Annotated in this window: 19 protein-coding genes; 6 read left to right on the top strand and 13 right to left on the bottom strand. The window is 66.9% G+C overall.

Annotation, left to right across the window (positions count from 1 at the left end):
• Nucleotides 1-9 precede the first annotated feature (9 nt).
• Nucleotides 10-1,152, bottom strand: coding sequence for a LacI family DNA-binding transcriptional regulator (locus ACQ86A_RS03165; protein ID WP_431279175.1), 1,143 nt, complete (start codon nucleotides 1,150-1,152; stop codon nucleotides 10-12).
• 342 nt (nucleotides 1,153-1,494) lie between these two features.
• On the opposite strand from ACQ86A_RS03165, the gene ACQ86A_RS03160 reads away from it, so the two are divergent.
• The 6 genes from ACQ86A_RS03160 to ACQ86A_RS03135 all read left to right on the top strand — a co-directional run bounded on the left by ACQ86A_RS03160 (nucleotide 1,495) and on the right by ACQ86A_RS03135 (nucleotide 10,572).
• Nucleotides 1,495-3,150, top strand: coding sequence for an ABC transporter substrate-binding protein (locus ACQ86A_RS03160; protein ID WP_431279174.1), 1,656 nt, complete (start codon nucleotides 1,495-1,497; stop codon nucleotides 3,148-3,150).
• Nucleotides 3,151-3,235: 85 nt separating this feature from the next.
• Entirely contained in the window at nucleotides 3,236-4,219 is a 984-nt protein-coding gene (locus tag ACQ86A_RS03155; protein WP_431279173.1) for an ABC transporter permease, read from the top strand.
• On the top strand, nucleotides 4,216-5,166 hold the full coding sequence (locus tag ACQ86A_RS03150) for an ABC transporter permease (RefSeq protein WP_431279172.1): 951 nt from the start codon (nucleotides 4,216-4,218) through the stop codon (nucleotides 5,164-5,166). Before ACQ86A_RS03155 ends, ACQ86A_RS03150 begins: the two co-directional genes overlap by 4 nt.
• Nucleotides 5,166-6,845, top strand: a complete 1,680-nt coding sequence (locus tag ACQ86A_RS03145) for an ABC transporter ATP-binding protein (protein ID WP_431279171.1) — start codon at nucleotides 5,166-5,168, stop codon at nucleotides 6,843-6,845. Before ACQ86A_RS03150 ends, ACQ86A_RS03145 begins: the two co-directional genes overlap by 1 nt.
• Before the next feature lie 48 nt (nucleotides 6,846-6,893).
• A complete protein-coding gene (locus tag ACQ86A_RS03140; RefSeq protein ID WP_431279170.1) occupies nucleotides 6,894-8,078 on the top strand; it encodes a glycoside hydrolase family 1 protein in 1,185 nt (394 codons plus the stop codon).
• Between the two features lie 187 nt (nucleotides 8,079-8,265).
• Nucleotides 8,266-10,572 (top strand): hypothetical protein, encoded by a 2,307-nt coding sequence (locus tag ACQ86A_RS03135; protein WP_431279169.1) that lies wholly within the window; start codon nucleotides 8,266-8,268, stop codon nucleotides 10,570-10,572.
• A gap of 69 nt (nucleotides 10,573-10,641) precedes the next feature.
• Here the strand turns inward: ACQ86A_RS03135 and ACQ86A_RS03130 are convergent, their stop codons facing one another.
• The 12 genes from ACQ86A_RS03130 to ACQ86A_RS03075 form a co-directional block, all read right to left on the bottom strand.
• The gene (locus ACQ86A_RS03130) at nucleotides 10,642-11,109 is read right to left on the bottom strand and encodes an RNA polymerase sigma factor (RefSeq protein ID WP_431279168.1); all 468 of its coding nucleotides are present in this window, start codon (nucleotides 11,107-11,109) and stop codon (nucleotides 10,642-10,644) included.
• Between the two features lie 298 nt (nucleotides 11,110-11,407).
• Nucleotides 11,408-11,788, bottom strand: a complete 381-nt coding sequence (locus ACQ86A_RS03125) for a hypothetical protein (protein WP_431279167.1) — start codon at nucleotides 11,786-11,788, stop codon at nucleotides 11,408-11,410.
• A 78-nt stretch (nucleotides 11,789-11,866) separates the two neighbouring features.
• Nucleotides 11,867-18,871 (bottom strand): Ig-like domain-containing protein, encoded by a 7,005-nt coding sequence (locus ACQ86A_RS03120; RefSeq protein ID WP_431279166.1) that lies wholly within the window; start codon nucleotides 18,869-18,871, stop codon nucleotides 11,867-11,869.
• 164 nt (nucleotides 18,872-19,035) lie between these two features.
• Nucleotides 19,036-19,827 carry an Ig-like domain-containing protein gene (locus ACQ86A_RS03115; protein WP_431279165.1) on the bottom strand — a complete coding sequence of 264 codons (792 nt, stop codon included), beginning with the start codon at nucleotides 19,825-19,827 and terminating at the stop codon, nucleotides 19,036-19,038.
• Nucleotides 19,828-19,906: 79 nt separating this feature from the next.
• Complete coding sequence (locus tag ACQ86A_RS03110; RefSeq protein WP_431279164.1) at nucleotides 19,907-20,347, bottom strand: hypothetical protein; 441 nt, start codon at nucleotides 20,345-20,347, stop codon at nucleotides 19,907-19,909.
• 175 nt (nucleotides 20,348-20,522) lie between these two features.
• The gene (locus ACQ86A_RS03105; RefSeq protein ID WP_431279163.1) at nucleotides 20,523-21,107 is read right to left on the bottom strand and encodes a metallophosphoesterase family protein; all 585 of its coding nucleotides are present in this window, start codon (nucleotides 21,105-21,107) and stop codon (nucleotides 20,523-20,525) included.
• A complete protein-coding gene (locus ACQ86A_RS03100) occupies nucleotides 21,104-21,373 on the bottom strand; it encodes a metallophosphoesterase family protein (RefSeq protein ID WP_431279162.1) in 270 nt (89 codons plus the stop codon). Before ACQ86A_RS03100 ends, ACQ86A_RS03105 begins: the two co-directional genes overlap by 4 nt.
• A gap of 40 nt (nucleotides 21,374-21,413) precedes the next feature.
• Nucleotides 21,414-23,207, bottom strand: coding sequence for an ABC transporter permease subunit (locus tag ACQ86A_RS03095; protein ID WP_431279161.1), 1,794 nt, complete (start codon nucleotides 23,205-23,207; stop codon nucleotides 21,414-21,416).
• Between the two features lie 95 nt (nucleotides 23,208-23,302).
• Nucleotides 23,303-24,208: a metallophosphoesterase gene (locus ACQ86A_RS03090; RefSeq protein ID WP_431279160.1), complete on the bottom strand. Its 906-nt coding sequence runs from the start codon at nucleotides 24,206-24,208 to the stop codon at nucleotides 23,303-23,305.
• 18 nt (nucleotides 24,209-24,226) lie between these two features.
• Nucleotides 24,227-24,988: a tyrosine-protein phosphatase gene (locus ACQ86A_RS03085; protein WP_431279159.1), complete on the bottom strand. Its 762-nt coding sequence runs from the start codon at nucleotides 24,986-24,988 to the stop codon at nucleotides 24,227-24,229.
• Between the two features lie 50 nt (nucleotides 24,989-25,038).
• Entirely contained in the window at nucleotides 25,039-25,269 is a 231-nt protein-coding gene (locus ACQ86A_RS03080) for a hypothetical protein (protein WP_431279158.1), read from the bottom strand.
• A complete protein-coding gene (locus ACQ86A_RS03075; RefSeq protein ID WP_431279157.1) occupies nucleotides 25,266-26,411 on the bottom strand; it encodes an extracellular solute-binding protein in 1,146 nt (381 codons plus the stop codon). The genes ACQ86A_RS03080 and ACQ86A_RS03075 overlap by 4 nt, the downstream gene beginning before the upstream one ends.
• Between the last annotated feature and the right edge of the window lie 6 nt (nucleotides 26,412-26,417).

The raw sequence follows: 26,417 nt of genomic DNA, 5'->3' as shown, positions 1-26,417 counted from the left end.
GTCTGGCGGCTAGCGCCCTTCGGTGCTCGCGCGCAGCACCAGGGTGACCGGCAGACGCACGGATCGCGGCGGCAGGGATCGGTCGCCGAGTCGGTCGACAAGCAGCTCGATCGCCGATCGGCCGACATCGGCCATCGGCTGATACACGGTGGTCAGTGGCGGATCCGACTGGCGGCTGTCGGCCAGGCCGTCGAATCCGGTCACCATGACCTCGTCCGGCACTCGGACGCCGTGGGTGCGGAAAGCATCCAGAGCACCGAAGGCCATCTGGTCGTTCGCACAGATCAACGCCCTTGGGAGCCGCTCGCTCTGCACGAGATCTTCGGCGACGGCATACGCGCGGCTGCGTGTGAACCCGGCCCGCAGAACGGGGATCGAGTCGGGGTTGATGCCCTCGGCGACGAGGGCCGACCGGAAACCGTCGAAGCGCTCGGCGTCGTCGGGAGAATCGGCGGGACCGGCCAGGTACATCAGGTCGTGGATTCCGTGCGTCCGCACGACGTGCGTCGTGAGCGCTGCCATGCCCTCGCGGTTCGCGACGGTCACATGATCGAAGTCGTCTCCGCGCGGCTCTCCGGCGATGAGCACGACCGGGATGCGACGGGCGATGCGCTGGATGAGCTCATCCGGAAGACTGGCCGCGAAGACAGCAATGCCGTCTACCCGACCGCCCATGTCGGAGATGGTGCGCTCCAGGTCGGCCTCGGTGCGTCCGCGGGCCGCGCTGATGTGCAGCGCGTATCCGCGATGCCACGACTGCAGCTCGCTGCCACGGAGAACGAGGTCGTGGTAGAACTGGTCCGGATTCCGGTTGGTCACGGTCTCGGAATCGTCGCCCGTGACGGTCACCGCGGACTCTCCGGCAAGCACGAGCTCGGGGAGCGACTCGCTCTCATCCATTCCGGGGAAGACCACTCCCAGGGCCCCCGTGCGCTTGGCAGCCAGCGCCCGGGCATTGCCGCTCGGCAGATAGCCGAGCTCGCTGCTTGCCGCCAGAACAGCGGAGCGCGTCTCGGCTCGTACCGACTCCGGCTGACGGAAGACCCGCGACACCGAGGCGATGGAGACGCCCGCGCGCTCGGCCACGTCGTAGACAGTGGGAACCCGAGGCGCCTCGGGGGTGCGGTCGAGCGATTCGGACTCAGCGTGCATCCGTCGACCCCTTGATGACCATTGTTACGCGCTTACAGTTGCGCACCGCTTTGACGCGAGCCGGTCGATGCTGTCGAGCTCGAGGGTTCACGGTGACTCCAATGGCCGAGAATCGGGTTAATCAACGGGATCGAGGGCCCGTCGCACTCCCTACAGTAGGGCATCCGCCGGCCTCAGGATGCGCGACTCGAGAGATTTGCGAAAAGCTACTGTATGCGCATACACTGCGAGTCACCCCAACCGTTCCGTGCGCACCGCGCCTCCCGCTTGCCAGGGTCATTCCGAATCCGGAACCCACGCCTGCAGGGCTGCGCTGGTCAAAGAAGACAGGAAAGCACACACATGCGACTCACGCGCAATCCCCGCTCCCGGGCTGTGATCGTCGCCGCCTCGGTGATCGCGGCTTCGGCACTGCTGCTGAGCGGCTGCAGCATCAAGCCCAGCTCGGGTGGCGACTCCAAGCCCAGCACGAACATCATGCTCGGCGCCGACGACGGCTCCCCCACCTACACCCGCAACTTCAACCCCTTCAGCGCGAACGCACGACTCGGCGTCTGGTTCATCTACGAACCGCTGCAGATCGTCAACCCGCTCGATGGCAAGGAGACCCCGGCCCTCGCCTCGGCCAGCAAGATCGTCGACTCGAAGACCGTGACCTTCACCATCCGCACCGGAGTGAAGTGGTCCGACGGCAAGGACTTCAGCGTGCAGGACGTGCTCTACACGTTCGACCTGCTCAAGAAGAACCCCGCCCTCGACGTCAACGGCGTGTGGGGGCACATCGCCTCCATCACCTCGTCGGGCGACGACGTCACGTTCGCGCTCAACGGCGACGATGTGCCCGCCGAGGCGATCATCAGCAAGCAGCTGATCGTTCCCGAGCACGTCTGGAGCAAGATCGCCGACCCCACCAAGTCGACCGTCGACGAACCCGTCGGAACCGGCCCGTACAAGCTGGGCAAGTTCGGCGACAACCAGTACGTACTGGCGAAGAACGACGACTACCGGGATGCGGACAAGGTCGCTGCCGAGACGATCACGTACACCGCGACGAACACGCAGGAAGACATCGTCAAGAACGGTCGCGACTGGGCATACGCCTACATGCCGGACGTCGAGAAGACCTGGGTCGGTGCGGATCAGCAGCACAACAGCTACTGGTTCCCTCCGGGCGGCACGATCACCCTCATCCCCAACATGAAGAAGGCGCCGTACGACGACGTCAACTTCCGTGAAGGTCTGAGTCTCGCTCTGAACCGCACCAAGATCGCAGAAAGCGCGGTCAACGGATACACGACCGGCGCATCTCAGACCGGCCTCATCCTGCCCAACGAGAAGGCCTCGCTCGACGACACCATTCCCGATCAGGGCAACGTGAAGCAGGACACGAGCGCCGCGCTTGATGCGTTCGCCAAGGCCGGATACACCAAGCACGGTGACAAGCTCACCGATGCGTCGGGCAAGCAGCTGACGGTGAGCATCACGGTTCCGAACGACTACACCGACTGGCTGCAGGGCCTGCAGGCCGTTCAGACCCAGCTCGGCGCCCTCGGCATCGACGTGCAGCTCGACAAGCCGGAAGAGCCCGCGTACCGCACGGCACTCGCCAACGGCGACTTCGGCCTCGCGATGTCGGCGATGGGCGGCTCCGGTTCGCTCTTCCAGGACTACAACCTGGCGCTGAGCAGCTCGTTCGCGGTTCCCGCCGGAGAGGCGGCCTCGTCGAACTTCGGTCGGTACTCCGACCCCGACGTCGACAAGGCGCTCGACCAGCTCAAGTCGAGCACCGACCCCGCGGCGCAGAAGGAAGCGGCCGACGCCATCCAGCAGAAGATGGTCACCCAGTTGCCCGTCATCACCCTGTACTACGGCGGTCTGTGGGGCCTCTACAACGACGCTCACTTCACCGGTTGGCCGAGCGCGAAGGACCCGTACGCGCCGCCGAGCACGTGGATGTCGACCGTCCTGCTCTACGCCACGCACCTGAAGCGGTCCTGACCAGTGCGGAGGCGGCGGGACACGAATCCCGCTGCCTCCGCCCCACAGTCCGCCCGACCCCCGTTACAACCGTGATTGGAGAGCAGTGACTCGTTACCTGCTCAGTCGCTTAGGCCTCTTCGTGCTCACCCTGTGGGCAGCGGTCACAGTGAACTTCATCGTCCCCCGCCTCATGCCCGGTTCGCCGGCGGAGGCCGCGATCGCCAAGCTGGCCCGCAACCAGACGGTCACGCCCGAGATGCAGAAGGCGATCGTCGCCCAGCTGGGTGTGCCGAACGGCAACCTCTGGGATCAGTACGTCACCTACCTCGGTCAGGTGGCCCATCTGGACTTCGGGGTCTCGTACTCGAACTTCCCGCACTCGGTGCGTGACATGGTGCTCGCCGCCCTGCCCTGGACCGTGGTGCTCGTGGGGCTGGTCACGATCATCTCCTACGCAGTCGGAACCCTCCTCGGCATCTTCGGCGCCTGGCGGCGCGGGCGTGCGCTCGACACCTGGGCGACCGTCGGCGGCCAGTTCTTCGCCGCCTTCCCGCCGTTCTGGTTCGGGATGCTCGTCCTCTTCTTCCTCGGCTACGTCGGCCGCGTCTTCCCCACCTCCGGATCGCACTCCCCCGACATCGACGTCGCCTTCAGCTGGGCATCCGTCACCGACATCGCCTCGCACGCGATGCTGCCCGCCCTGACGATCTTCGCCACAACGGTCGGAACGTGGGTGCTCACGATGAGGAACACGATGATCGGCACGCTCGGCGACGACTACGTCACCTTCGCCGAGGCCAACGGGCTGAAGCCGCGCACGATCGCGCTTCGCTATGCAGCCCGCAACGCCCTGCTCCCGAACCTGACACAGTTCGGGCTCGTCCTCGGCGGTGTCATCGGCGGTTCACTGCTGGTGGAGACCGTCTTCGGCTACCCAGGCCTCGGCCTGCTGCTCTTCAACGCGGTCAGCAACCAGGACTTCCCGCTGATGCAGGCCCTCTTCCTCATGATCACGGTCGCCTTCCTGGTGGCCAACCTCGCCGTCGACCTTCTCTACGGCCTGCTCGATCCAAGGACCCGCTCATGATCGAAACATCGACACCGGCTGAGACCACCGCTGCTCCCGCACCGAAGCGCACGACCCGCTCGCGATCCTTCGCGAGCATGATGGCCGACGGCGCTCGCGTCATCGGTCGCGGCTTCGCCACCATCTGGTCCAACCGGCTCGCCCGCATCGGCCTGGTGCTGTTCGGCTTCTTCGTGCTCCTGGCGATCGTGGGCCCGCTCATCTCGCCGTACTCCGCGACGGACAACTCATTCGAACGACGAGCCGATCCGTCGGCCGCGCACTGGCTCGGCACCACTCCGCTCGGACAGGATGTGCTCTCGCAGGTGCTCACGAGCGCCCAGGTCTCCGTGACGGTCGCGCTCGTCGCAGGCGCACTCGCCACACTGCTGTCGCTGATCATCGGCCTAGCCTGGGGATACAGCAAGGCGACGACGAACCACTTCTTTAACTTCCTCGTGAACCTGTTCCTGGTGCTCCCGGCTCTGCCCTTGATGATCGTGATCGCGGCATACCTGCACGGCGGCGGCGTCTCGACGGTCGTCCTCGTGATCGTCATCACCGGATGGGCGTGGGGAGCGCGCGTACTCCGGGCACAGGCGCAGACACTGCGTTCGCGGGACTTCGTCGCGGCCGCGCGGTTCAGCGGCGAGAGTGCCACCCGGATCGTGTTCCGCGAGATCCTCCCCAACATGAGCTCGCTGGTCATCGCCACCTTCTTCGGCGCGGCGAGTGGCGCGATCCTCGCCGAAGCAGGACTCGAGTTCCTCGGGCTCGGCGACTCCAACGTCGTCAGCTGGGGCACGCAGCTCTACTGGGCCGAGACCAGCAACGTGCTGCTCACCGGGCAGTGGATCATCATCTTCGCCCCCGGCCTCATGATCGCGCTCTTCGCCGTCTCAATGGCTCTCATCAACTTCGGCGTGGACGCCCTCAGCAACCCCCGTCTCCGAGAAGGGCGCAAGTGATGCAGAACACCGAACCTCTACTCTCGGTCCAGAACCTCACCGTGAGCTATGCCAGCGACAAGCGGCCACCGGTCGTCGCGGTGGACGATGTCTCGTTCGACCTCAGGGCGGGCGAGTTCGTGGGCATCGTCGGGGAGTCTGGCTCCGGAAAGTCGACTCTCGGCTTCGCCATCACCCGGCTCGCGAAGCCGCCCGCGCGCATCGAGAAGGGCCGGATCCTCTTCGACGGCGCCGACATCGCCGAACTCTCGCCCGAGCAAGTGCGGCGGCAGCGCCGCGGCGGCTTCGCGATGGTGCTGCAGGCGGGGATGAACGCCCTCAACCCGGTACGCACGGTCGCGAACCACTTCACCGACATCTTCCGCGCTCACGGACACGTGCCCGACAAGCTGCGTCACGCACGGATGGTCGACCTGCTCGAGAAGGTCGAGCTCTCCGACCGCATCCTGAAGAGCTACCCCGGTCAGCTTTCGGGCGGTATGCGCCAGCGGGTGGCGATCGCCCTCGCGCTTTCCCTGGAGCCACGCCTGATGGTGTTCGACGAGCCGACCACGGCACTCGACGTGCTGGTACAGCAGGCGGTCATGAAGACCATCCAGTCGCTCCAGCGCAGCGAGGGATTCACCGCGGTGCTGATCAGCCACGACCTCGGCACCGTGCTCGAAAGCGCCGAGCGGGTGCTCGTGATGAGCGGGGGCCGCATCGTCGAAGACGGCGACAGCGAGCAATTGCTTACGAACCCCCAGCATCCGTACACGCGCATGCTGCTCAGCCACTACGCGGACCCGCGCGCCGAACACATCTCGGTGCCGGGCCTGGTCGTGGATGCGACGCCGTCGCAGACCTCCGCATCTCCTGACGCACACTCGGGCCGTGTCCGCGTCACCAACTCGATCCGTCTCGAGGGCGTGAGCAAGGAGTACCGATCCGGTGTGCGCGGTGCGCCGTTCCGCGCCGTCGACGACGTGACGCTCGAGATCGCGCCCGGCCAGGCGATCGCGCTGGTCGGACAGTCGGGCAGCGGCAAGAGCACGATCGCCAAGCTCATCACCGGCATCGAGCGCCCGACCTCGGGAACGATCAGCTTCGGCGACGTGCGGATCGACCGGCTCACGAACCGGAGGCAGCTGAAGCGCCTCTACGCCAAGGTGCAGATGGTCTTCCAAGACCCGTATGCGGCCCTCAACCCCCTACATCCCGTCGAGTACATCATCGGTCGGCCGCTCAAGAACTTCGGAGGGCTCAACCGCGCCCAGGTCGACCAACGCACCCGTGAACTCCTCGAGACCGTCGAGCTCACCCCGGCCGATGAGTTCCTCACAAAGCTGCCGCATCAGTTGTCGGGCGGCCAGCGCCAGCGTGTCGTGATCGCTCGCGCCCTGGCCAGCGATCCGCAGGTGCTCATCGCTGACGAGCCCGTGTCGATGCTCGACATGTCACTGCGGTCGGGTGTGCTCGCGCTCCTCACCCGCTTGCGCCGGGAACGCGGTGTGAGCCTTCTCTACATCACTCACGACCTCCTCAGTGCACGGCTCGTCACCGACGAGATCCTCGTGCTGAACAAGGGAACCGTCGTTGAGAGCGGAGCCACCGTCGACGTGCTGCGCAACCCGCAGGACGACTACACGCGACGACTGCTTGACGCCGTGCCGACCCCGACCGGGTCGCGGCCGAGCTGACCCGCATCCACTTTTCCACCCATTCGAGAAACACACTGGAGATTCACCATGCTCAAATTCCCGGAGAACTTCCTCTGGGGTGCCGCCACCGCCGCACACCAGGTGGAGGGCAACAACACCAACAGCGACTGGTGGACGAAGGAGCACGCCTCCGGTACCCCCATCGTCGAGCCGAGTCTCGACGCCGCCGACAGCTTCCACCGCTACCCCGAAGACATGAGGCTCCTCGCCGATGCCGGGCTGACGGCCTACCGCTTCTCGCTCGAATGGGCCCGCATCGAGCCGGAGCGCGGGCGAGTGTCCCAGGCGATGCTCGACCACTATCGCCGCATGATCGACACCGCGCTCGACCACGGCCTCGATCCCGTCATCACCTTGCTTCACTTCACCGTGCCCCAGTGGATGCACGAGGCGGGCTTCTGGCACAATCCCGAGTCGCCCGAGCTTTTCGCCCGGTACACGGAGTCAGTGCTGCCCATCCTGCAGACCGGGGTGCGGACTGTCTGCACGATCAACGAGCCCAACATTGCCGCAATGCTCGCGGGTGCGGAGGACGAGTCGTCGCTCGCAGCAGACGGCGGTCTGCCCGCTCCCGACCCCGTGGTCGCTGAGCGACTGCTCGAGGCGCACCGCCGCTCGCGCGAGATCCTGAGCACCGTGCCGGGCATCCGGAGCGGCTGGACGGTCGCCACCCAGGACTTCCAATCCTCCGGCGAGCAAGGGGCTGACGAGGCGCTGCGCGACTACGGCTACGTGCGCGACGACTGGTACCTCGAGGCGTCGCGGGGCGACGACTTCGTCGGGGTCCAGGCGTACACGCGTACTCGCATCGGACCGAACGGGCCGCTGCCCCTCGCGGCCGGCACGGAGACCACGTTGACCGGATGGGAGTACTATCCCGACGCAGCGGCGCACGGCATCCGCGCCGCCTGGGAATTGAGCGGCGGTATCCCGATCCTCGTCACCGAGAACGGGATCGCCACCGCGGACGACGGCCGTCGGATCGACTACACGCGGGACTCCCTGCGAGCGATCCATGGGGCCATCGAAGACGGGATCGATGTGCGCGGGTACCTGCACTGGAGCGCTTTGGACAACTACGAGTGGGCGAGCGGATACGCCCCGACGTTCGGCCTCATCGCCGTCGACCGCAAGACATTCGCGCGCACCCCGAAGCCGTCCCTGCACTGGCTCGGCTCCGTGGCCGCCCGGAACGCCCTGGACGTCGGATGAGCACGCCGGGTTCTGCAGAGTTCGGTTGGGATGGCTTCGAGGCCCTCGCAGTACCGGAGCTGTCGGATCTGACCCTCGTCGACGGTGGGGTCGTCCGACCCGGATCCGATGCCCCCTGGCGGTCGGATCCGCGGTCGGACCTTGGACGCTGACCGCGGCCACCGCCGACGGCGCAGTCTTCGAGGACTTGAGCCGGATCGACGGCGACCTGGTCGTGGTCGATCCCGACGGCACGTGTCTCTTGTTCCCACGAAGCGCCGAGTCGAGCCTCCCACAGGAAGCCGGACTCTACGGTGGGAACACTCTCGAGGAAGTGCTGGCGAGCCCCACCGACCTGCTCGCCGCATCCCTGACCGGTGTCGCGGCCGGCCCTAGAACCGATCCGGATCCATCCGTCGTCGCCGGCACCCTCGTGCCGATCACCGAACTCGCGGTTCACACCTTCATCGGCACCCCGGAGTCCATCGACAAGGTCGGCTTCGAATACGGCGGCCGCACCCCGAACTTCGACCCGGCCGTGTACGACTCCCGGATGTTCGGCGTGCGTGCACAGCGCCGCGTGTTGGACGGACTCGTGGGCGGTTGGCTACCCGCACCGCGATTCGTGTATCCGGTCGACGCGGCCGATGGGTCCTCCCCCGCCGCCTCTGCACCGGCCAGGCCGTGGATGGACCTCGCCACCGACGACCCTCACCCCTCCCCTCAGCTTTCTGTCGCCGACACCGCCTCGACCGAGTGGTTCGAGGTGATCGCGTTCGCACCGTTCCGCATCCTGCAGGGCAACCGCGCCGTGCAGCCGGTCTGGTATCGGGTCACGCATGTGCAAGACGGCCGCCTCGTGAGCGTGCGATACATCGACACGTTCCCGCCCATCCCTCCTGCCCAGGAGAACGGGAATGCGCGCGATTTCGTCGCCGATCTGCTTGCGTTCGCCGCTGAGTGGCGCACGCGTATGGCCGGGGCGTCCATCCGGGTTCCGGATGTGCGGCTCGCGAACCTTGCTCGACACTCACTCGTCAAGTCGATGATGACGCGATTCGGCGACGACCCGAAGTACGGCGTTCTCGACCGCCTCTACGGCGGTGCCGAGCACGACGGTTTCCAGGACACGTTCACCACCGACCTCGCCGCCGCTGTCGAGTGGGGTCACTCGGAGCGAGCCCGCAGCATCCTGACGAACTATCTGTCACGGTTCGTCCGTGACGACGGGTCCCTCCTCTACCGCGGTCCCGGAACCGGGCAGTACGGGCGGATGCTCACCGCCGTCGCCCAGTACGCCCTCTCGACGGGCGACTTCGAGACCGTTTCCGAGCACCGCATCCGCATCGATGCGATCGCCCGCCTCCTCCTCGACCGCCGCGCGGATTCGCTCGAACTCCCGGAGGGCGACCCCGGCCGCGGCCTGATCGCCGGCTGGTGCGAGGCGGACTCCTGCCTCGAGACGGATCCCTCGCGCTACCACCTCCCGTACCTCTCGAACAGCGCGGAAGCAGTACGCGGCTGGTCCGAACTGGCCCGGATGTGGCGGGCGGCAGCGACCTTCGCCGTCGAAGACGCCGAGGGGTCGCGGCTGCGTTCGTGGGCGGCCGAACTGGATTCCGCCGCGGAGGCGCTGCGAGCCGATCTCCTGACGGTGGTCACGAATTCCACGCGCTGGGACCAGAACCCGCCCTGGCTGCCTGTGATCGCGGGCGTCGACGTTCCCTATGACGTCGCCGTGTCAGCTGACGCCGTCGACCCGCAGTTCCGGGCATACCGCGCGAACATGGAGCTCGTGTACTCGGGCATTCTGCCGCTCGCCGATGCCGAACACGTCATCGACTACCGCGCGGCGCGGCACGACGTCATCTGTGGAGTGCCTTGCGCCTACAACTACGACACCGCAGGCGGAGGCGAACCCCGCCACGGCGAGCTGGCCGTCTTCCTCAGCTACGGTCACGGCTGGGGTCTGCTGCGCGCCGACCGGATCGAAGACTTCCTGCTCGAGCTCTACGCCCTCGCATTCCACGGGAACACGCGCGGCAGCTGGACTGCGCCCGAGACCCGACGCATCCACCCTGGACTGTCCCCTGCGCCGTATGCCGTGCCGGCGCAGCTGGCCGTGCCCATGCTGCTGCGGTGGGCGCTGGTCTGGGAGGACCCGGAGACCGAGACGATCTGGCTCGGCCGGGGAGTGCCGAGGGACTGGCTCCTCCAGGGCGGGTTCTCCGCCGACGCGGTCCCCACAACCTACGGTCCGGTGTCAGTCCGAGTCACGGTCGAGGACTCCGCGACCGAGACCTCCAGGATGCGGCTGCGCTACGAGATCGAGGCACCGACCGTTCCGGACTCGGTCGCGCTGGCACTGCGACTCCGCCTCCCAGGGTCCGCTGCCGACGTACGGATTGACGGTCAGGGCTCGGTCGAGGTGGACGACGCATCCGGTGCCGCCACGATTCGCTTCGAAGGGCCGGGTCGCTTCGCGGGGATCATCGTCGTCGACAGCGCCGAATAGTGGCGGCCGGCGAGTCCCGTCGCAGATCGCCCGGCTGGCGCGATCACGCGTTGGACTCCGCTGCGGCGATCACGCGTTGACCGGGTTCGCCGCGGCCCACGCTTCGCGAAGACCCTTTCGCGCGCGGCTTGCGAGCATGGCTGCCGCGCTTGCGGTGATGCCAAGCAACGGCGCGAGCTCGGCGGGCTTGAGACCTTCGACCTCGGTGTACCAGAGCGCCTCCTGCCACCGGGCGGGCAGCGACCGGAAGGGCGCGGCGACGCTGAGACGGTCCTCGGTCGACTGCTCGATGTCGATGTCGGCGGCGATGTCTGCGATCTGCTCGGGCTCGACGTTCACTGGGACGTGGCGGGCCCACTTCGCCGACACGTTACGGATCGTGCTGTAGAGGTATCCGCTGAACGAGCCCGTCGGTCCCCCGGAGCCGCGGATGGCCGACAGGATGCGCGTGAACGCCTCGGCCACGAGGTCTGCCGCTTCGAAGGTGCCGGTGACGCGGCGCGCAAAGCGTGTGCGCGTGCGCTGTAGCGAGACCACAGTTCGCCATACGCCCGGTCGTCGCCGGAGCGGGTGAGGGTGAGCAGTTCGCCGTCGGTGATGTCGGCGAAGCGGGTGGGGGCAAGAACGGTCATGAGGGTGCTCCTGGCCGGACGCTCGGCTCGGGGCGGCGCATCCGTCGTTGCGGGAAACGGGGAAGTGCCAGGAGAATCAGCGCGGGTGGGGCGATTTCTGCTGGCGATTCCAGCCTGTCGACGGGAGGAAAACCGCAACACGGGAGAACTACGGAGCGCTACGGAGCGCTACGGAGAGCTACGGAGAGCATTCGGTTCGGGAGTCAGCCGGCGACGCCGAAGGTGACGCGGAAGTCGTCGTCGGTGCGGGTGAATTCGACGCGAACCTTGTATTCGCCTTTGACCAGGGAGTAGACCGAACCGGTCTTGGACCGGATCGTTCCGATCACCTCGAACCCGTGATCGGTGAGCTCCTTGAGGGCCTTGCGTTGTGCGGCTGTGTCGTCGACGCCCACCGTGAGGCGCCAGGTGCCGTCGTCATGCGAGCTCGCGATGACGGATTCGGACGGTACCGGCACCTGAGTGGGGAACCCGGACGGGAGACCGCGAGGCGGGGTCGTCACGCATCCGGCCAGTGCGACAGCCAGCAGCGCGCCAGCCATCGTGACGGCAAAGGAACGGCGGAAAGTGTTTGGGAAACGCATCGTCAAGGTCCTCTGTTCAGGTGAGCGTCGTGTGGCACGGCCCGGTCGGACCGTGCCACACGACTCACTGGTGTCGAACTAGTTCTCTTGGGTGTCTTCTTCGCGGCGCCGCCGGCGTGCGGCGGCGAGGAGCAGGAACACTCCGACCAGCCCGAGCGCTACGGCCCCGTAGATGAACGGGAGGACATCGGAGCCGGTGTGAGCCAGGCCGGGACCCGTTCCCGCGCCGTGGCCGGCGGCCACAGGTTCGGCGATGACGGAGAAGGGCCCGGAGACACTTCCCGACTCGGCGCCGGTCAGCTCGACCTGGTGGGCTCCGAGGTCGGCCCCGGCGGGGATCTTCCAGGTGAACGTCACAGTGCCGTCACGGTCTGCCTTTTGCGTTCCCAGGGGGAACGGTGCGCTGCGCATCGTGCCCGTGACCTGCTCGCCAGGGTTGAACCCGAGGCCGATCGCCACTTCCACGTCGCCGCGGTGCAGCGTCGGGACGCGGACGATGATGCCCAATGCGTCAACGGTTGCCTGTGCGGGGTCGGACTGGTTGCCCGCCGCATCGGTGGCCGTCACCGCCACCGTGTCACCGACGCCGGGCTTCGGCGACAGCACCACTGCGAACGTCCCGTCTGTCGCGGCCGTTCCGGTACCGAGCACCGTGCCGTCCGGACCCCGGACGGTGATCGCACTGCCGGGCTCGGCCGTGCCGGTGAGCAGGGACCCGTTGGTGGGGTTCGGCTTCGGCGCGTCGGGTTTCGACGCATCCACGACCACGGTCGTCGGATCCGACACGTTGCCGGCCGCGTCGGTAGCGGTGACGGTCAGCGGGGTCCCGTCGGGTTGCGGTGTGGACAGCGGGATACTGAACGTACCGTCCGGGGCGACCACACCAGAGCCGATGGGCTTGCCATCAGGGTCTCGAACCGTCACTGTGCTTCCCGGCTCCGCCGTGCCCGTGACCGTCTTCCCGTCAGACGGGTTCAGGATGGGCGCATCCGGTTTCGCGGCGTCAACCGTCACCTTCGCTGGGTCTGACACGTTGCCCGACGGATCGGTCGCGGTCACTGTGAGCGGTGTGCCGTCGGGCTGGGGCGTGGTCAGCGGAATGCTGAACGTGCCGTCCGGCCCGGCGGTTCCCGTGCCGATCGGTTTGCCGTCGGGGTCTCGAACCGTCACCGTGCTTCCCGGCTCCGCCGTGCCCGTGACCGTCTTCCCGTCTGTCGGGTTCAGGATGGGCGCATCCGGCTTCACCGCATCCACCGTCACTGTCGCCGGATCGGACACGTTGCCTGCCGAATCAGTCGCGACCAACGAGAGCTTCGCGCCATCCGGCTGGCTGGTGGTCAGCGGGATGCTGAACGTCCCGTCGGTGGCCACTGGACCGGTACCGATGGGTTTGCCGGACGGGTCCAAGATCGTCACTGTCGTACCCGGCTCTGCCATGCCCGTGACGGTCTTCCCGCCGGAGGGGTTCGGCTTGGGCGCATCCGGCTTGGACGCATCCACGACCAAGGTGGCTGGGTCCGAAACGTTCCCGGCCGAGTCGGTCGAAGTCAGGCTCAGCGGCGCCTTGTCCGGCTGGGCAACTGTCAGCGGGATGCTGAACGTGCCATCCGGGGCGACCGTGCCGCTGCCGATCGGCTTACCGTCAGGGTCACGGACCGTCACCGTGGTGCCCGGTTCTGCGGTACCGGTGACTGTCTTTCCATTGGTCGGGTTCGGCTTCGGCGCATCCGGCTTGGACGCATCCACAATCACCGTCGCAGGGTCGGACACATTGCCGGCAGCATCGGTCGCGGTTACGGTCAGCGGCGCACCGTCTGGCTGCGGTTCGGTCAGCGGGATGCTGAACGTGCCATCGGGAGCAACCGTGCCAGTGCCGACCGGTTTACCGTCGGGGTCCTTCACGGTCACCGTGGTGCCCGGCTCCGCGTTACCCGTGACCGACTTCCCGTCGGACGGGTTCAGGACGGGCACGTCCGGCTTCGACGCATCCACCGTCACCGTCGCCGGCTCCGACACGTTGCCTGCCGGGTCAGTCGCCGTCAACGAGAGCGGTGCCTTGTCGGGCTGGGCCGGGCTCAGCGGGATGCTGAACGTGCCGTCATCGCCGGTCTTTCCCGTGCCGATCGGCGCGCCTGACGGGTCGGTGACCGTCACTGTGGTTCCTGGCTCTGCCGTGCCGGTCACGGTCTTCCCGTTGGTCGGATTCGGTTGGGGCGCATCGGGCTTGGACGCATCCACCGTCACCGGAGTGGGGTCGGACTCGTTCCCTGAGGGATCGGTCGCTGTCACCGTCAGCGGCGTGCCATCGGGCTGGGGTGTGGTCAGCGGAATGCTGAACTTGCCGTCGGGCCCAGCCACTCCCGTGCCGATCGGTTTGCCGTCAGGACCCCGGACCGTCACCGTTGTGCCCGGCTCCGCCGTGCCCGTGACCGTCTTCCCATCAGTCGGGTTCAGGATGGGCGCCGCCGGCTTGGAAGCGTCCACCGTTGCCGACGCGGGGTCGGAGACGTTGCCCGCCGGGTCCGTCGCCGTCAAAGTCAGAACAGTCTTGTCGGGCTGCGGCGCGCTCAGAGGAACCGAGAACGTGCCATCGGGGGCGACGGGACCTGCGCCGACCGGCTTGCCGTCGGGGTCCTTGACCGTCACCGTCGTGCCCGGTTCGGCCGTGCCTGTGACCGTTTTGCCGTCGGTCGGGTTCGGCTTCGGAGCGTTCGGCTTGGATGCATCTACGGTCACCGACGCAGGGTCGGAGACGTTCCCTGACGGATCGGTTGCGGTCAGCGAGAGTTCAGCACTATCGGGCTGCGGGGTGGTCAGCGGGATGCTGAAGGTGCCGTCAGGAGCGACGGTTCCGGTCCCGATCGGAGCACCGGACGGATCCTTCACCGTCACGGTCGTGCCTGGCTCAGCTGTTCCCGCGACCGTTTTCCCGTTCGTCGGGTTCGGCTTCGGCGCATCCGGCCTCGAGTCGTCCACCGTCACCGACGCCGGGTCCGACGTGTTTCCGGACGGATCCTTGGCGACGAGCGTGAGCACCGCACCGTCCGGCTGGGCTGGGCTCAGCGGGATGCTGAACGTACCGTCATCACCCGTTTTACCGGTACCGATCACGGACCCGGCGGGGTCGGTGATCGTTACGGTCGTACCCTTTTCGGCCGCACCCGTCACCGTCTTGCCGCTAGTCGGGTTCGGCTTCGGCGCATCCGGCTTGGACGCATCCACAGTCACCGTCGCAGGGTCAGACACGTTACCTGCCGGATCGGTCGCAGTCAGCGAGATCACAGCACCATCGGGCTGCGGAGTGGTCAGCGGGATGCTGAACGTGCCATCCGGGGCAACCGTGCCGGAGCCGATCAGCTTGCCATCGGGATCCTTCACGGTCACCGAGGTGCCCGCCTCTGCCGTGCCCGAGACCGTCTTGCCGTTGGTCGGGTTCGGTTTGGGTGCGGCCGGCTTCGACGCATCCACGATCACCGTCGCCGGGTCGGAGATGTTGCCTGCCGGGTCTGTGGCGGTCACCGTCAACGGGGTCCCGTCGGGCTGGGGTGTGGTCAGCGGGATGCTGAACGTGCCATCCGGCCCGGCAGTTCCCGTGCCGATGGGGTTGCCGTTCGGGTCATGCACCGTCACCGTGGTACCGGGCTCAGCAGTGCCCGTCACCGTCTTACCGTCGGTCGGGTTCAGGATGGGCGCGGCCGGCTTGGAGGCGTCCACCGTCACGGATGCCGGGGCGGATTCGTTGCCGGCCGGATCCGTCGCGGTGAGTGTCAGCTTCGCCTTGTCTGGCTGGCCCGCCGTCAGCGGGATGCTGAAGGTGCCATCCGGAGCGACCACACCAGAGCCGATCGGCTTGCCGTCCGGATCCTTCACCGTCACCGTTGTGCCCGGCTCGGCCACCCCCGTCACAATCTTCCCGTTCGTGGGGTTGTGTTTCGGCGCGTCCGGCCTCGACGCATCCACCGTCACAGACGCGGGATCGGACACGTTGCCCGCCGGGTCTGTCGCGGTCAGCGAGAGCACAGCACCATTCGGCTGCGATGTCGTCAGCGGGATGCTGAACGTGCCATTCGGGGCGACCACACCAGAGCCGATGGGCTTGCCGTCGGGATCCCTGACGGTCACCGTCGTACCGGGTTCGGCCGTGCCCGTCGCGGTCTTCCCGTCCGTCGGGTTCGGCTTGGGCGCATCCGGCTTCAACCCATCGACGGTCACAGTCGCCGGGTTCGAGACGTTGCCGGCGTTGTCGGTCGCGGTCACTGTCAAAGGCGTGCCGTCGGGCTGCTGGACGGTCAGCGGGATCGAGAACTTCCCATCATCGCCGACGGTTCCGGTGCCGATCGTGTTACCGGACGGATCCTTCACCGTGATCGTCGTGCCAGGTTCTGCTGTGCCGGTGACGGTCTTTCCGTCGGTCGGATTCGGCTTGGGGGCATCCGGCTTCGAGGCGTCCACCGTCACCGGGGTCGGGTCGGATTCGTTGCCGGAGGGGTCGGTCGCGGTCACCGTCAGCGGTGTCTTGTCCGGCTGTGCGGGGCTCAACGGAATCGTGAACGTCCCATCCGGGCCAGCGATCCCCGTGCCCACGGGTGTGCCGGACGGGTCCTTCACCGTGACCGTCGCGCCGGGTTCGGCGGTGCCCGTCACGTTGGTGCCGTTCGTCGGGTTCAGGATGGGCGCATCCGGCTTCACCGAATCGACCGTCACCGTCGCCGGGTCGGATACGTTTCCGGAGGGATCGGTTGCCGTCAACGTCAGCTCATCGCCGTCGGACGGTTTCGGAGACAGCGGGATCGAGAATGTTCCGTCGGGTGCGACCGCACCGGTGCCGAGAGTCTTGCCGTCCGGCCCCTTCACTGTGACGATCGTGCCGGGCTCGGCGGTTCCCGTCGCACTCGTTCCGTTGGTCGGTTTCGGCTTGGGCGCGTTCGGCTTGGAGGCATCCACGGTCACCGATGCGGGGTCGGACACATTGCCCGCCGGGTCTGTCGCCGCCAGCGAGAGCACAGCACCATCCGGCTGCGGCGTGGTCAGTGGAATGCTGAACGTGCCGTCGTCACCCGTCTTGCCGGTACCGATCGGGATGCCAGAAGGGTCCTTGACCGTCACCGTGGTGCCCGGCTCTGCCGTGCCGGTGACCGTCTTGCCGCCGGTCGGGTTCGGCTTCGGCGCGTTCGGCTTGGACGCGTCCACGATCACCGACGCAGGGTCGGAGACGTTGCCGGACGGATCGGTCGCGGTCAGCGAGAGCACTGCTCGATCCGGCTGCGGGGTGGTCAGCGGGATGCTGAACGTGCCGTCAGGAGCGACAGTTCCGGTCCCGATCGGAGCACCGGACGGATCCTTCACCGTCACAGCAGTGCCGGACTCAGCGGTACCTGTTACCGTCTTCCCGTTCGTCGGGTCTGGCTTGGGCGCATCCGGCCTCGAGTCGTCCACCGTCACCGTGGCCGGGCCTGACGTGTTCCCGGACGGATCCGTGGCTACGAGCGTGAGCACCGCACCATCCGGCTGGACCGGGCTCAGCGGGATGCTGAACGTACCGTCGGGAGCGACCGGCACCGAACCGATCGACTTGCCGTTCGGATCCTTCACGGTCACCGTGGTACCGGGCTCGGCCGTGCCCGTGGCCGTCTTCCCGTTCGTGGGATTCGGCTTCGGGGCCTCAGGCTTGGACGAGTCGACGGTTACCGGGGTCGGTGCGGAGACGTTGCCCGCGCTGTCGGTGGCGGTGACCGTCAGGGTCGCGCCGTCCGGTTGGGTCGGGTTCAGCGGGATCGAGAACTTTCCATCGTCTCCCGCCGTGCCGGTGCCGATCGGGTTGCCGGCTGGATCATTCACGGTCACCGTGGCGCCGGGCTCAGCCGTGCCGCTGACTGCGGTCCCGTCGCTGGGGTTCACGATCGGCGCAGCCGGGGCGGACGCATCCACCGTCACTGACGCGGGGTCCGAGACGTTGCCGGCCTTGTCAGTCGCGGTGAGCGTCAGAGGAGTGCCGTCGGGCTGAGCGGGGTTCAGCGGGATCGAGAACGTACCGTCAGGGCCGACCGGGCCGGACGCCAGCGTCACACCGTTCTTGTCCTTCACCGTCACAGTGGTGTCGGGTTCGGCTTTGCCCGTGACCGTCTTGCCGATCGTCGGGTTCGGCTTCGGCGCGGCGGGCTTCGACGAGTCGACCGTCACCAGCGTGGGGTCGGAGACATTGCCCGTGGCATCGGTGGCGGTGACCGTCAGCCGCGTGCCGTCGGACGGCCTCGGCGAAAGCGGAATGCTGAACGTGCCGTCGGCGCCGACCGGGCCGGTGCCGAGGACCTTGCCATCCGGGTCCTTCACGGTGACGGAGGTGCCCGGCTCGGCGGTGCCTACGGCGAGCCTTCCGTCGGTGGGCTTCACCGCCGGCGCGCTCGGCCGCGAGCTGTCGACTGTGACTTGAGCTGGATCGGACACGTTGCCCGCCGGGTCCGTGACCCTCAAGGACAGCTTGGCGCCGTCGGGCTGGGCAGGTGACAGCGGAATCGTGATGGATCCGTCGGCGGCAACGGGAACAGTCCCAAGGACGGTGCCGGTCGCATCGGTGAGCGTCGCGGTGTCGCCGAGCTCGCCCGCACCGTTCACGATCGTGCCGTCGCTCGGCTTCGCTGTGGGTGTCGGGGGCTTGCGGGTCGGGAGAGTCAGTTTGGTGGGCGTGTGCGTGACAGCGCCGTTGCTGATGGTGTTGGCGACATCGTAGGTCGTCGTGCCCGCGGGCAGTGGGCCTGCTTTCGCGAGCGTCCAGGTGGCATCCGGGTTCACCGTCGTCGTGCCGATGGGAGCACCCTTGGGATCCTTGATCACGATCGTCGAGCCGGGCTGCCCCTTGCCGGAGAACACGCCACCCGCGAACGGTTTCACCGCATCCGGAACCACCGCAGCGGTGAACGGGTAGGTGTTGTAGTAGACCGGAGCACCGGTGACCACGTTTCCGGCGACGTCCGTGAACCTCGGCGTCAGGTTGCCGAACCCGTCGGGCAGGGTGATCGACCAGGTGCCGTTGTCGGGGACGTAAACCGGTCCGAAGACCGTCCCGTCATCTTTTGTCAGAGTCACCTGTGATCCCGGGTTGCCCGTGCCCGCCACGGTGTGCGCGCCCGTCGCGGGCGGCGACGCCACCGCCGGTAGTGGGTACGGCTTGATCACCTTGGTCTGAATCGGGGAACTGGTACCTAACCCGCCTTGCCGCAGCACGGCGTTGGTCGGCCCCCACGGTGACGTCAGCGGAGCGGTCGGCGCGAGGAGCGTTCCAATGTCGAAGATGAGCGTCGCATCGGGGGAAGGATGAAGCCGGGAAGGTCGCAGACGAGGTGGTGCGCGAAGGGGGTAAGGCAGTTGCTGGCGACATCCGGCGTCCGTCCGCTGTGGTCGGCCCAGACGTTCGGGTCGAACGACGACACCGTCAGCACGGTGCCCGGCGGCTGGGCGGGAACTAGCGGAAGGCTGAACGTTCCGTCGGCATTCGCGTCGCCGGTTGCCACGTAAGTGACGCCGCCGTTCGATGTCACGGTGACAAAACTGTTGGACGGGACGGTGCCGCTGATCGTCTTCCCGTCAGACGGGTTGAGAACCGGGCGTGCCGCCGGGTACAGCGACGGGTTCAACGGAGGCGCCGTCGGCGCTCCCGGAGTGGCGGACACGGTGATCGGCGTGGACTGGAGCACCGTCAAGATGAAGGTGCTGGCGTTGGCGGGCGTGGCAGCGACCACCTCTCGCGGAAAGGTCACATCGACCGACAGCCCGGACAGCGGCGCGGACCCATCGTTCTTCCACTCGGCGGTGTGCACACCTTTGCCTCCGGCTTCGGCTGTGCGCAGGTCGCCCGTTCTGGGTGTGGCCACCACTCCGGGGATCGGGGACGCGTCGGCGGCGGACGCGGGAACAGCGCCGGTCAGCGCCGCCCCTGCGGCGAGCGCGAGAACAGTCACCACCGCTAGGACGCGTCGGCCGACACGCGGTCGACGTGTTCCATTCGGGGCCGCGCTGTCCATCGTCTTGTTGTCGGGTTCCATCGGGTTCTTGTTCCTTTGCGTCTGTCCTCGAGGTCACCGTCAGAGATGGCCTCGCTAGGAAGACCCGATAACCGGCCATTCACAACGGACGAACAAGAACCGACTGGTTTGACGTCGAGCTCAGCACGCCGAACCGGCAGCGCTCGCCGGTGCGCGACCATCCGGGCTCCCCGTCGTCGCCCACGCGCGGGCGCCAACCGCGAATGATGCCGTGCACGGTGACCTCGGGCCAGCGGTCTCCGCGCCGATCGGCCACGCAGTCTTGCAGGGCCGCCGCCACGCCGACCGCAACGGTGGCGGGTGAGCCGTGGCCCACATCCGTCACCGTGCCGAGCCACTCCATCGCATAACCCGACCAGCCGAAGCCCGAGAGTCGCACGTCGCGGCGAGCCTCACCGAAGACGGCTTCTCTCGTTCGCAGGTTCCACACGGTGAAGTCAGCGGCACCGAACTCGGCCGCGAAGTCTCGCTGCAGGAGACGGAGGTAATGCGTGAGCTGCGCGCATCCTGTGTCGTCCACGACGTCTCCCCGGTTCAGGATGCCCGGCCGGCACTCGACACCTACCCGAAGGTGGAGGCCGGCCGGGCGAGAACTGTCGCACGACCCCGACAATCGTTGACAGCCCTACCGAGGAGACTCGCCCGAGGTCAGCTCATAACGCGACGCTCGGAAATTCATTGTCGGGAGAGAACCGTCAGAGGGTGACCCCGAGCGCATTGAGCGCCGAAGTGAACTCGGGGATATCGGTCGGGGGCACCTCGACGATGGTCGCCAGATTGCGGAAGTACGGCCGTACCGCATCCGTCGCCCCGCCGGCGCCGAGGACGTATTCGACGATCCCCTGCTGGGCCAGAGCGGGACCGCCTAAGCCGGCGTGTGCAAATCCTGTCGCTGGTGCCGACACGGTCAGGACCTGTGCATCGCCGTGCGTCTCGGTCACGACGGAGTAGTGGTGCAGGTGCCCGCTGCCGAACGCCGCGAGCTTGATGCCGGCGAACGCGGTCAGCAGGCGGTCCTTGGACTCGTCGGGGATGGCGATATTGTGTTCGGTGATCGCGGGGTACGGGTTCCAGACCGGCTTGTGGCTGAAGGCAATCGTCGGACGGTCGCCGATCTGCGCGGGGAGGCTCTCGAGCCACGCCCACTGGGCCTCCTCTTCGGGCAGTCCGCTACCCATGATCTCGCTGTCGAAGCCGACTATGGCCCAGTCGCCGACGAGCTCGAGCCAGTGATCGGGGCCGAAGGTCGACTCGAACGCGGCGACTCGTTCGGTAGTCACGGCGAGATCTGCCCAGGCGTTGTCGGGTCGTTCGCCGATGTCGTGGTTGCCGGGCAGAACACGCAGGGTGCCTGGATGCCCGCGAGCAGCTCGCGTGCGGCCTCACGGTCGGCGCCATTGTCGGGGTCGAGGATCGCGACGTCACCGCTGTGCACGACGAACGTGGGGTTGATCTTGTTGATGAGGTCGACGAACTGCTTCAGGTTCTCGGTGGTCGCGCCGCCGAGGTGGGAGATGTGCGTGTCGGAGAGCTGGACGATCTTCATGAGGTGGGTTCCTCTCAGGGGTCAATTCGGGAATGACGGGTCAGCGCAGACCGGAACGGACGAAAGCGTCGACGATGTAGCGCTGCAGGAAGAGGTAGATGAGGAAGATGGGCAGGCAGGCAAGCCCGGAGGCGGCCATGATCGCACCCCAGTTGTCGCCTTCGGCTCCGAGAAAGCTGCGGATGCCGACCTGGATGAGCGCGTCTGATTGGTGCTGGAAGATCAGCGACGGCCAGAGGTAGTTGTTCCAGGCTTCGATGAACAGCATGATCCCGAGCGCGGCGAGCGCCGGGCGCATGTTGGGCAGGATGACCCGGAGGAGGACGCTCCAGTTGTTCCGCCCATCCATGTGCGCGGCGTCGATGAGCTCACGCGGGAACGACTGCATGTGCTGCCGCATCAGCATGACGGCAAACGCCGAGCACAGGTTCGGGACGATCACTCCCGCGAGCGTCCCGAGAAGTCCGAGCTGCGAGATGAGCACGTAGTTGGGGATCATCGTGACCTGGAACGGAACGAGCCAGGAGCCGATGAAGAAGAGAAACAGGATGCTCTTGCCCGGGAACTGCCACATCGCGAAGCCGTACGCGGCGAGGATCGCGATAATCAGCTGGCACGCCGCGACCGCGAACGCCATCAGAAAGGTGTTGCCGATCATGCTCAGGATGGGGATCTGCTGCCACACCGTGACGAAGCTCTGCAAGGACATCGGCCAGGGGAACAGTGACTCGGCGGTGGCGTCGACCGGCTGGCGGAATGCCGTGGCGAACATCCAGTAGATCGGGAAGATGCTCGCGACCGAGACCACCACGAGCACGACGTGCCCGACGACGGTCGCCGTTCGTCCGCTGCTGCGGGTCGCACTGCGTTCGCGCGATGGTGCCGCCGCACTGGTCGCCGGAGCAAGAGGCCGGAGAGGTGCCACCAAGCCGGTGACGGGAACGAGAGCCATGAGTGTGCTCCTAGTTGTCGTGGAACGAGAGGCGGTCGGACAGGGCGACCAACCCGAGGGCGATGAGGCCGAACGCGATGAAGAAGAGCGTTCCTGCCGCTCCCGCGGTGCCGGCGTCAAAGTTCTGGAACCCGACCTGGTAAAGCAGGTAGTACAGGTTGGTCGTCGAGTCGCTAGGGCCTCCTGGGTCAGGATGTCGATCATCGGATACGTCCACTGTGCGGACAGCAGGATGGTCATCAGCACGAGGAAGACGATCGTGGGCGACAGCAGCGGCAGGGTGATCCGGCGCAGGATGGTCCAGCTGCCGGCGCCGTCGATGGACGCGGCGTGCGCGTAGTCGGGGTTGATGCCGGCGATGCCGGCCGAGACCACGAGCACACCGAAGCCGAGCATCTGCCAGCCGACGATCGCGATGATGGCCCAGATCGCCCCACTCGGGGAGCGCAACACGTCGCCGATGTCGATCCCGAAATGCTGGAGGGCGGTCGGGATGGCGCCGCCCGAGTCGGACAGGAGCCAGCGCCACACCGCGGCGGCAGCGACCGGCGTGACGAGGAAGGGCACGAAGATGATCGCCTGGTAGACCGTCTTCGCCCGTCCGCCGACCCTACGCGACACCAGGGCGATCACGATGGGCAGTACCACCGAGAAGACCAGGAAAGCTGCGATGTAGACGCCCGTATTTACGAGGGCGTCGCGCAGCTGCGGCGAGGTGGCGACCGAGGTGTAGTTCTGCAACCCGACCGGGGTGAGCGGCTGCGTCGGCAGCAGGTTCCAGCTGTAGAAGGACAGCTGGAAGGTCTGCACGAGCGGACGGTATATCCACACTCCCAGGAGAGCCAGTGCCGGCAGCACGTACAGATAAGGGGCGATGGGCACGCGGCGACGCTTGCGGCGCGGCCGACCGGCCGCAGGCGCGGAAACCGCGACCCGGACCGGCCTTGCATCTGTGACGAACATCCCTCTGCCGCCGCCTACTCTTCGGCGCCGACGGAGGCCTGAACGGCGGCGAGTTGCTCGGCCGGAGTCATGGCGAGGAACTTCTCCAGGGCCTCGCCCGCCATCTCGTACGCCGTGGGGAACTGACCGATCGGAACGACCGAGTGCTGCACGTGGTCGCCGTAGACGTGCACCAGGTTGTACGACTGCGCGCCGGCCTGACCACGGGCAGACGGGTACGGCACGACGAGATCCTGGGTGTAGCAGGTCGCCGAGGCCACCGAGACAGGGATTCCGGCGAACGTGTCCGTCGTCGAGTAGTGCAGGTGGCCACCGAGGATGCCACGCACGTCAGTTCCTCGGATCACGTCGGCCAGCTTCGGTTGGTCGTGCAGCTCGAACAGGCGGATCAAGCCGAGGTGGCTCGGGATCGGTGGGTGGTGCAGTGCGAGCAGGGTGCCGTCGGGCGCGGGGGTCTTCAACTCGTCGGCGAGCCAGGCGAGTTGGTCATCGGAGATCTCGCCCCAATGCTGCCCAGGGATGGTCGAATCGAGAACGATGATCCGCAGCCCGTTGATGTCGTGCACGCGGTCGTACGGCTCGGTGGTGCCCTCCTCACCGAGCAGTCCGGCGCGGAAGGCGGCTCGCTCGTCGTGGTTGCCCATCACCCAGACCAGCTCGGAGCCGTAGCGCTCCGCGATCGGCTCGACGAGCGCGCGGATGCGGTCGTACGCATCCGGAGCGGCGGTGTCGGCAATGTCGCCCGTGAAGACGATGGCCTCGGGGCGGGTGTTCGATTTCTCGAAACCCTCGAACAGCTCCTGCAGGTTGGCGTCGCTGTCGACGATGTCGTGCAGCATGTCGCGGTTCTGCACGAAGTGGGTGTCGCTGATGTGCAGGATGAAGTGGTCGGGCGTGGGGTATTCGTCGTAGTCGGTCATGATGTCACCTTTCGGATCTCAGTTGGCAGTGTCGGTAGAGGGATGCACAAGCGCCGTGGTCAGCGCCGTGATCTCCTGGTCGGTGAGCCCGTGTGCGCGAAGGTAGCCCGCGGCGGAGCCCCACTCGGCATCCCACCGGGCGATGACGGCCGCCATGAGTTCGGCGGGGCTCGCGGTCACGATCTCTTCGAGGTCGGGGGTGACTGTCGCGCCGGATGCCGTCATCCTCTGCAGCATCGCCGCAGCCCAGGGACCGGCGAGATTGCCGGCCGTCTGCGCATAGTCGGCAATGACCTCCTCACGCTCCACGCCCGCCGTGAGCAGGGCAAGGGCGATCACGAGGCCGGTGCGGTCCTTGCCAGCGGTGCAGTGTACAAGTACGGGGTCGTCGCCGGACTCAGCGATCAGACGGACCGCGGAGGTGAGCTGACGACCGTGCTGGTCGATCATGAGGTCGTAGACGCCGTCGAGGGTGACCTGCACCTCGCCGATCGTCACCGGCTGCGTTGCGCCGAAGATCGGCGAGTGAACGATCACCGCCTCATCGGGAAGCAGACTCGGACCGGCGACGACCTCCTCGTCCGAACGGAGGTCGATGACCCGACGGATGCCGAGCTCCTCGACCGCACGTCGACCGCTCGGCGTGAGCGCGTGAAGGGCGTCGGACCGGTAGAGCTTGCCCGAGCGCACCGCGCCGGCTCCGGCACGGTAACCATCCGTCTCGCGGAAGTTGTAAGTGCCTTCGACAGGGAGTCGGCGGCGGGAGAGGGTGTCGGTCATGGTCGTCTCTTCTCGGAATTCGGGGAGCGGTCGATCGTCGTGGCTGAGGCTCACTTGACGAGCGCCTGAGCTTGCTTCTGAGCAGCCTGCATGGTCGCCTTCGGGTCCTTGCCGTAGTAGATCGAGTCCTCGACGGCCTTGGAGAAGATGGTGCTGATCTGGCTGTAGTTCGCTCCCGGATACGACTCCCACGGCTGCAGCTTCTGCAGCTGGGCGATGTTCGGCGCGACCAAGGGGTTGGACTTCGCCCAAGCAGCGAGCGGCCCGGTGCCTTCGGTCATCGTGTCTCGCAGGGGAGGTAGCCGATCTTCGTCGAGATCTGCTCGTATGCGGTCGGGCTGGTCATGAACTTGATGAACTCCCAGGCCGCCGCCTGCTTCGCCGCATCCTTGGACATGATGAACAGTGCGGAGCCCGAGTTGGTCGGCGCGACCTTCTTGTCGCCGAAAGCGGGAAGCGTGGTGTTCTTCAACTCCCAGCCGCCGGCCTTGGCACCGGCCATGAACATGCTCTGCAGCGCGGAGGTCTGCACCTGGATCAGCGACTTGCCCGAGGCGAACGCGGTGTACATGCTCGTCGAGTCGAGGTTCTGAAGGAGACCCTTGTCATTGAGGTCGCGCATCTCCTGCACAGCGCCGACCGAACCGGCGTCGCCGAACTGGATGGACTTGTGGTCTGCGCTGACGATCTTGCCGCCGTTGGATTTGATGAGGCCCTGCATGCACCAGTCACCGCCGGTGACCGTGCAGGAGATCGTGACCGGCGCCGTACCGGTCTTCGCCTTCAGCTGCGTTGCGACCTTCTCCAGGCCGTCCCACGTCGAGAAATCGGGGTTGGTGATGCCTGCGTTCGCCAGTGCGGTTGCGTTGTACCAGAGCACCGGCGTCGAGAACACGTAGGGGATGCCGTAGGTGACGCCGTTCCAGTCGCCGAGCTTCGCGGCGTTCGGGTTCATGGGGTACTTTCCGCCGAACGCATCCTGAACGGCCTTGTCGCCGACGAGCTTCGAGATCGGCTGTGCGCCCAGGTCGTTGGCGATGTAGTCCAGCGCGTCGAAAGTCAGCTGTGCGACATCCGGGGTTTTCCCCGCGAGCATCTCCGTCTGAACGCTGGAGATGTATGACGTGTTGGCACCGGCCGCCGCGGTCGGGGCCTGGCCGGTCACTGTGATGTTCGGGTGCTGCTTCTCGAACTCCGTAATGAGACCCTGGATCGTGTCGGTCCACGCGCCGGCCTGGGCGAGGTTGTAGCTCTCGAACGTGATCGAGACCTTCTGGTCGGACTTGAGCGCCGGGATGGTCGCGACCGTGCCGGATTCATCGGCAGAAGTGGCTGCAACACCGGCGCCGACACAACCAGTCAAGGCGATGGCTGTCACTGCGGCGAGCGCCGTCGCGGCGATCGAGCGGGGCGAAATGGGCATGACGGT

It is taken from the genome of Leifsonia poae, from assembly GCF_050632195.1.
Classification (GTDB): domain Bacteria; phylum Actinomycetota; class Actinomycetes; order Actinomycetales; family Microbacteriaceae; genus Leifsonia; species Leifsonia poae_C.
This window is presented reverse-complemented; position numbering and strand designations above follow the sequence as displayed.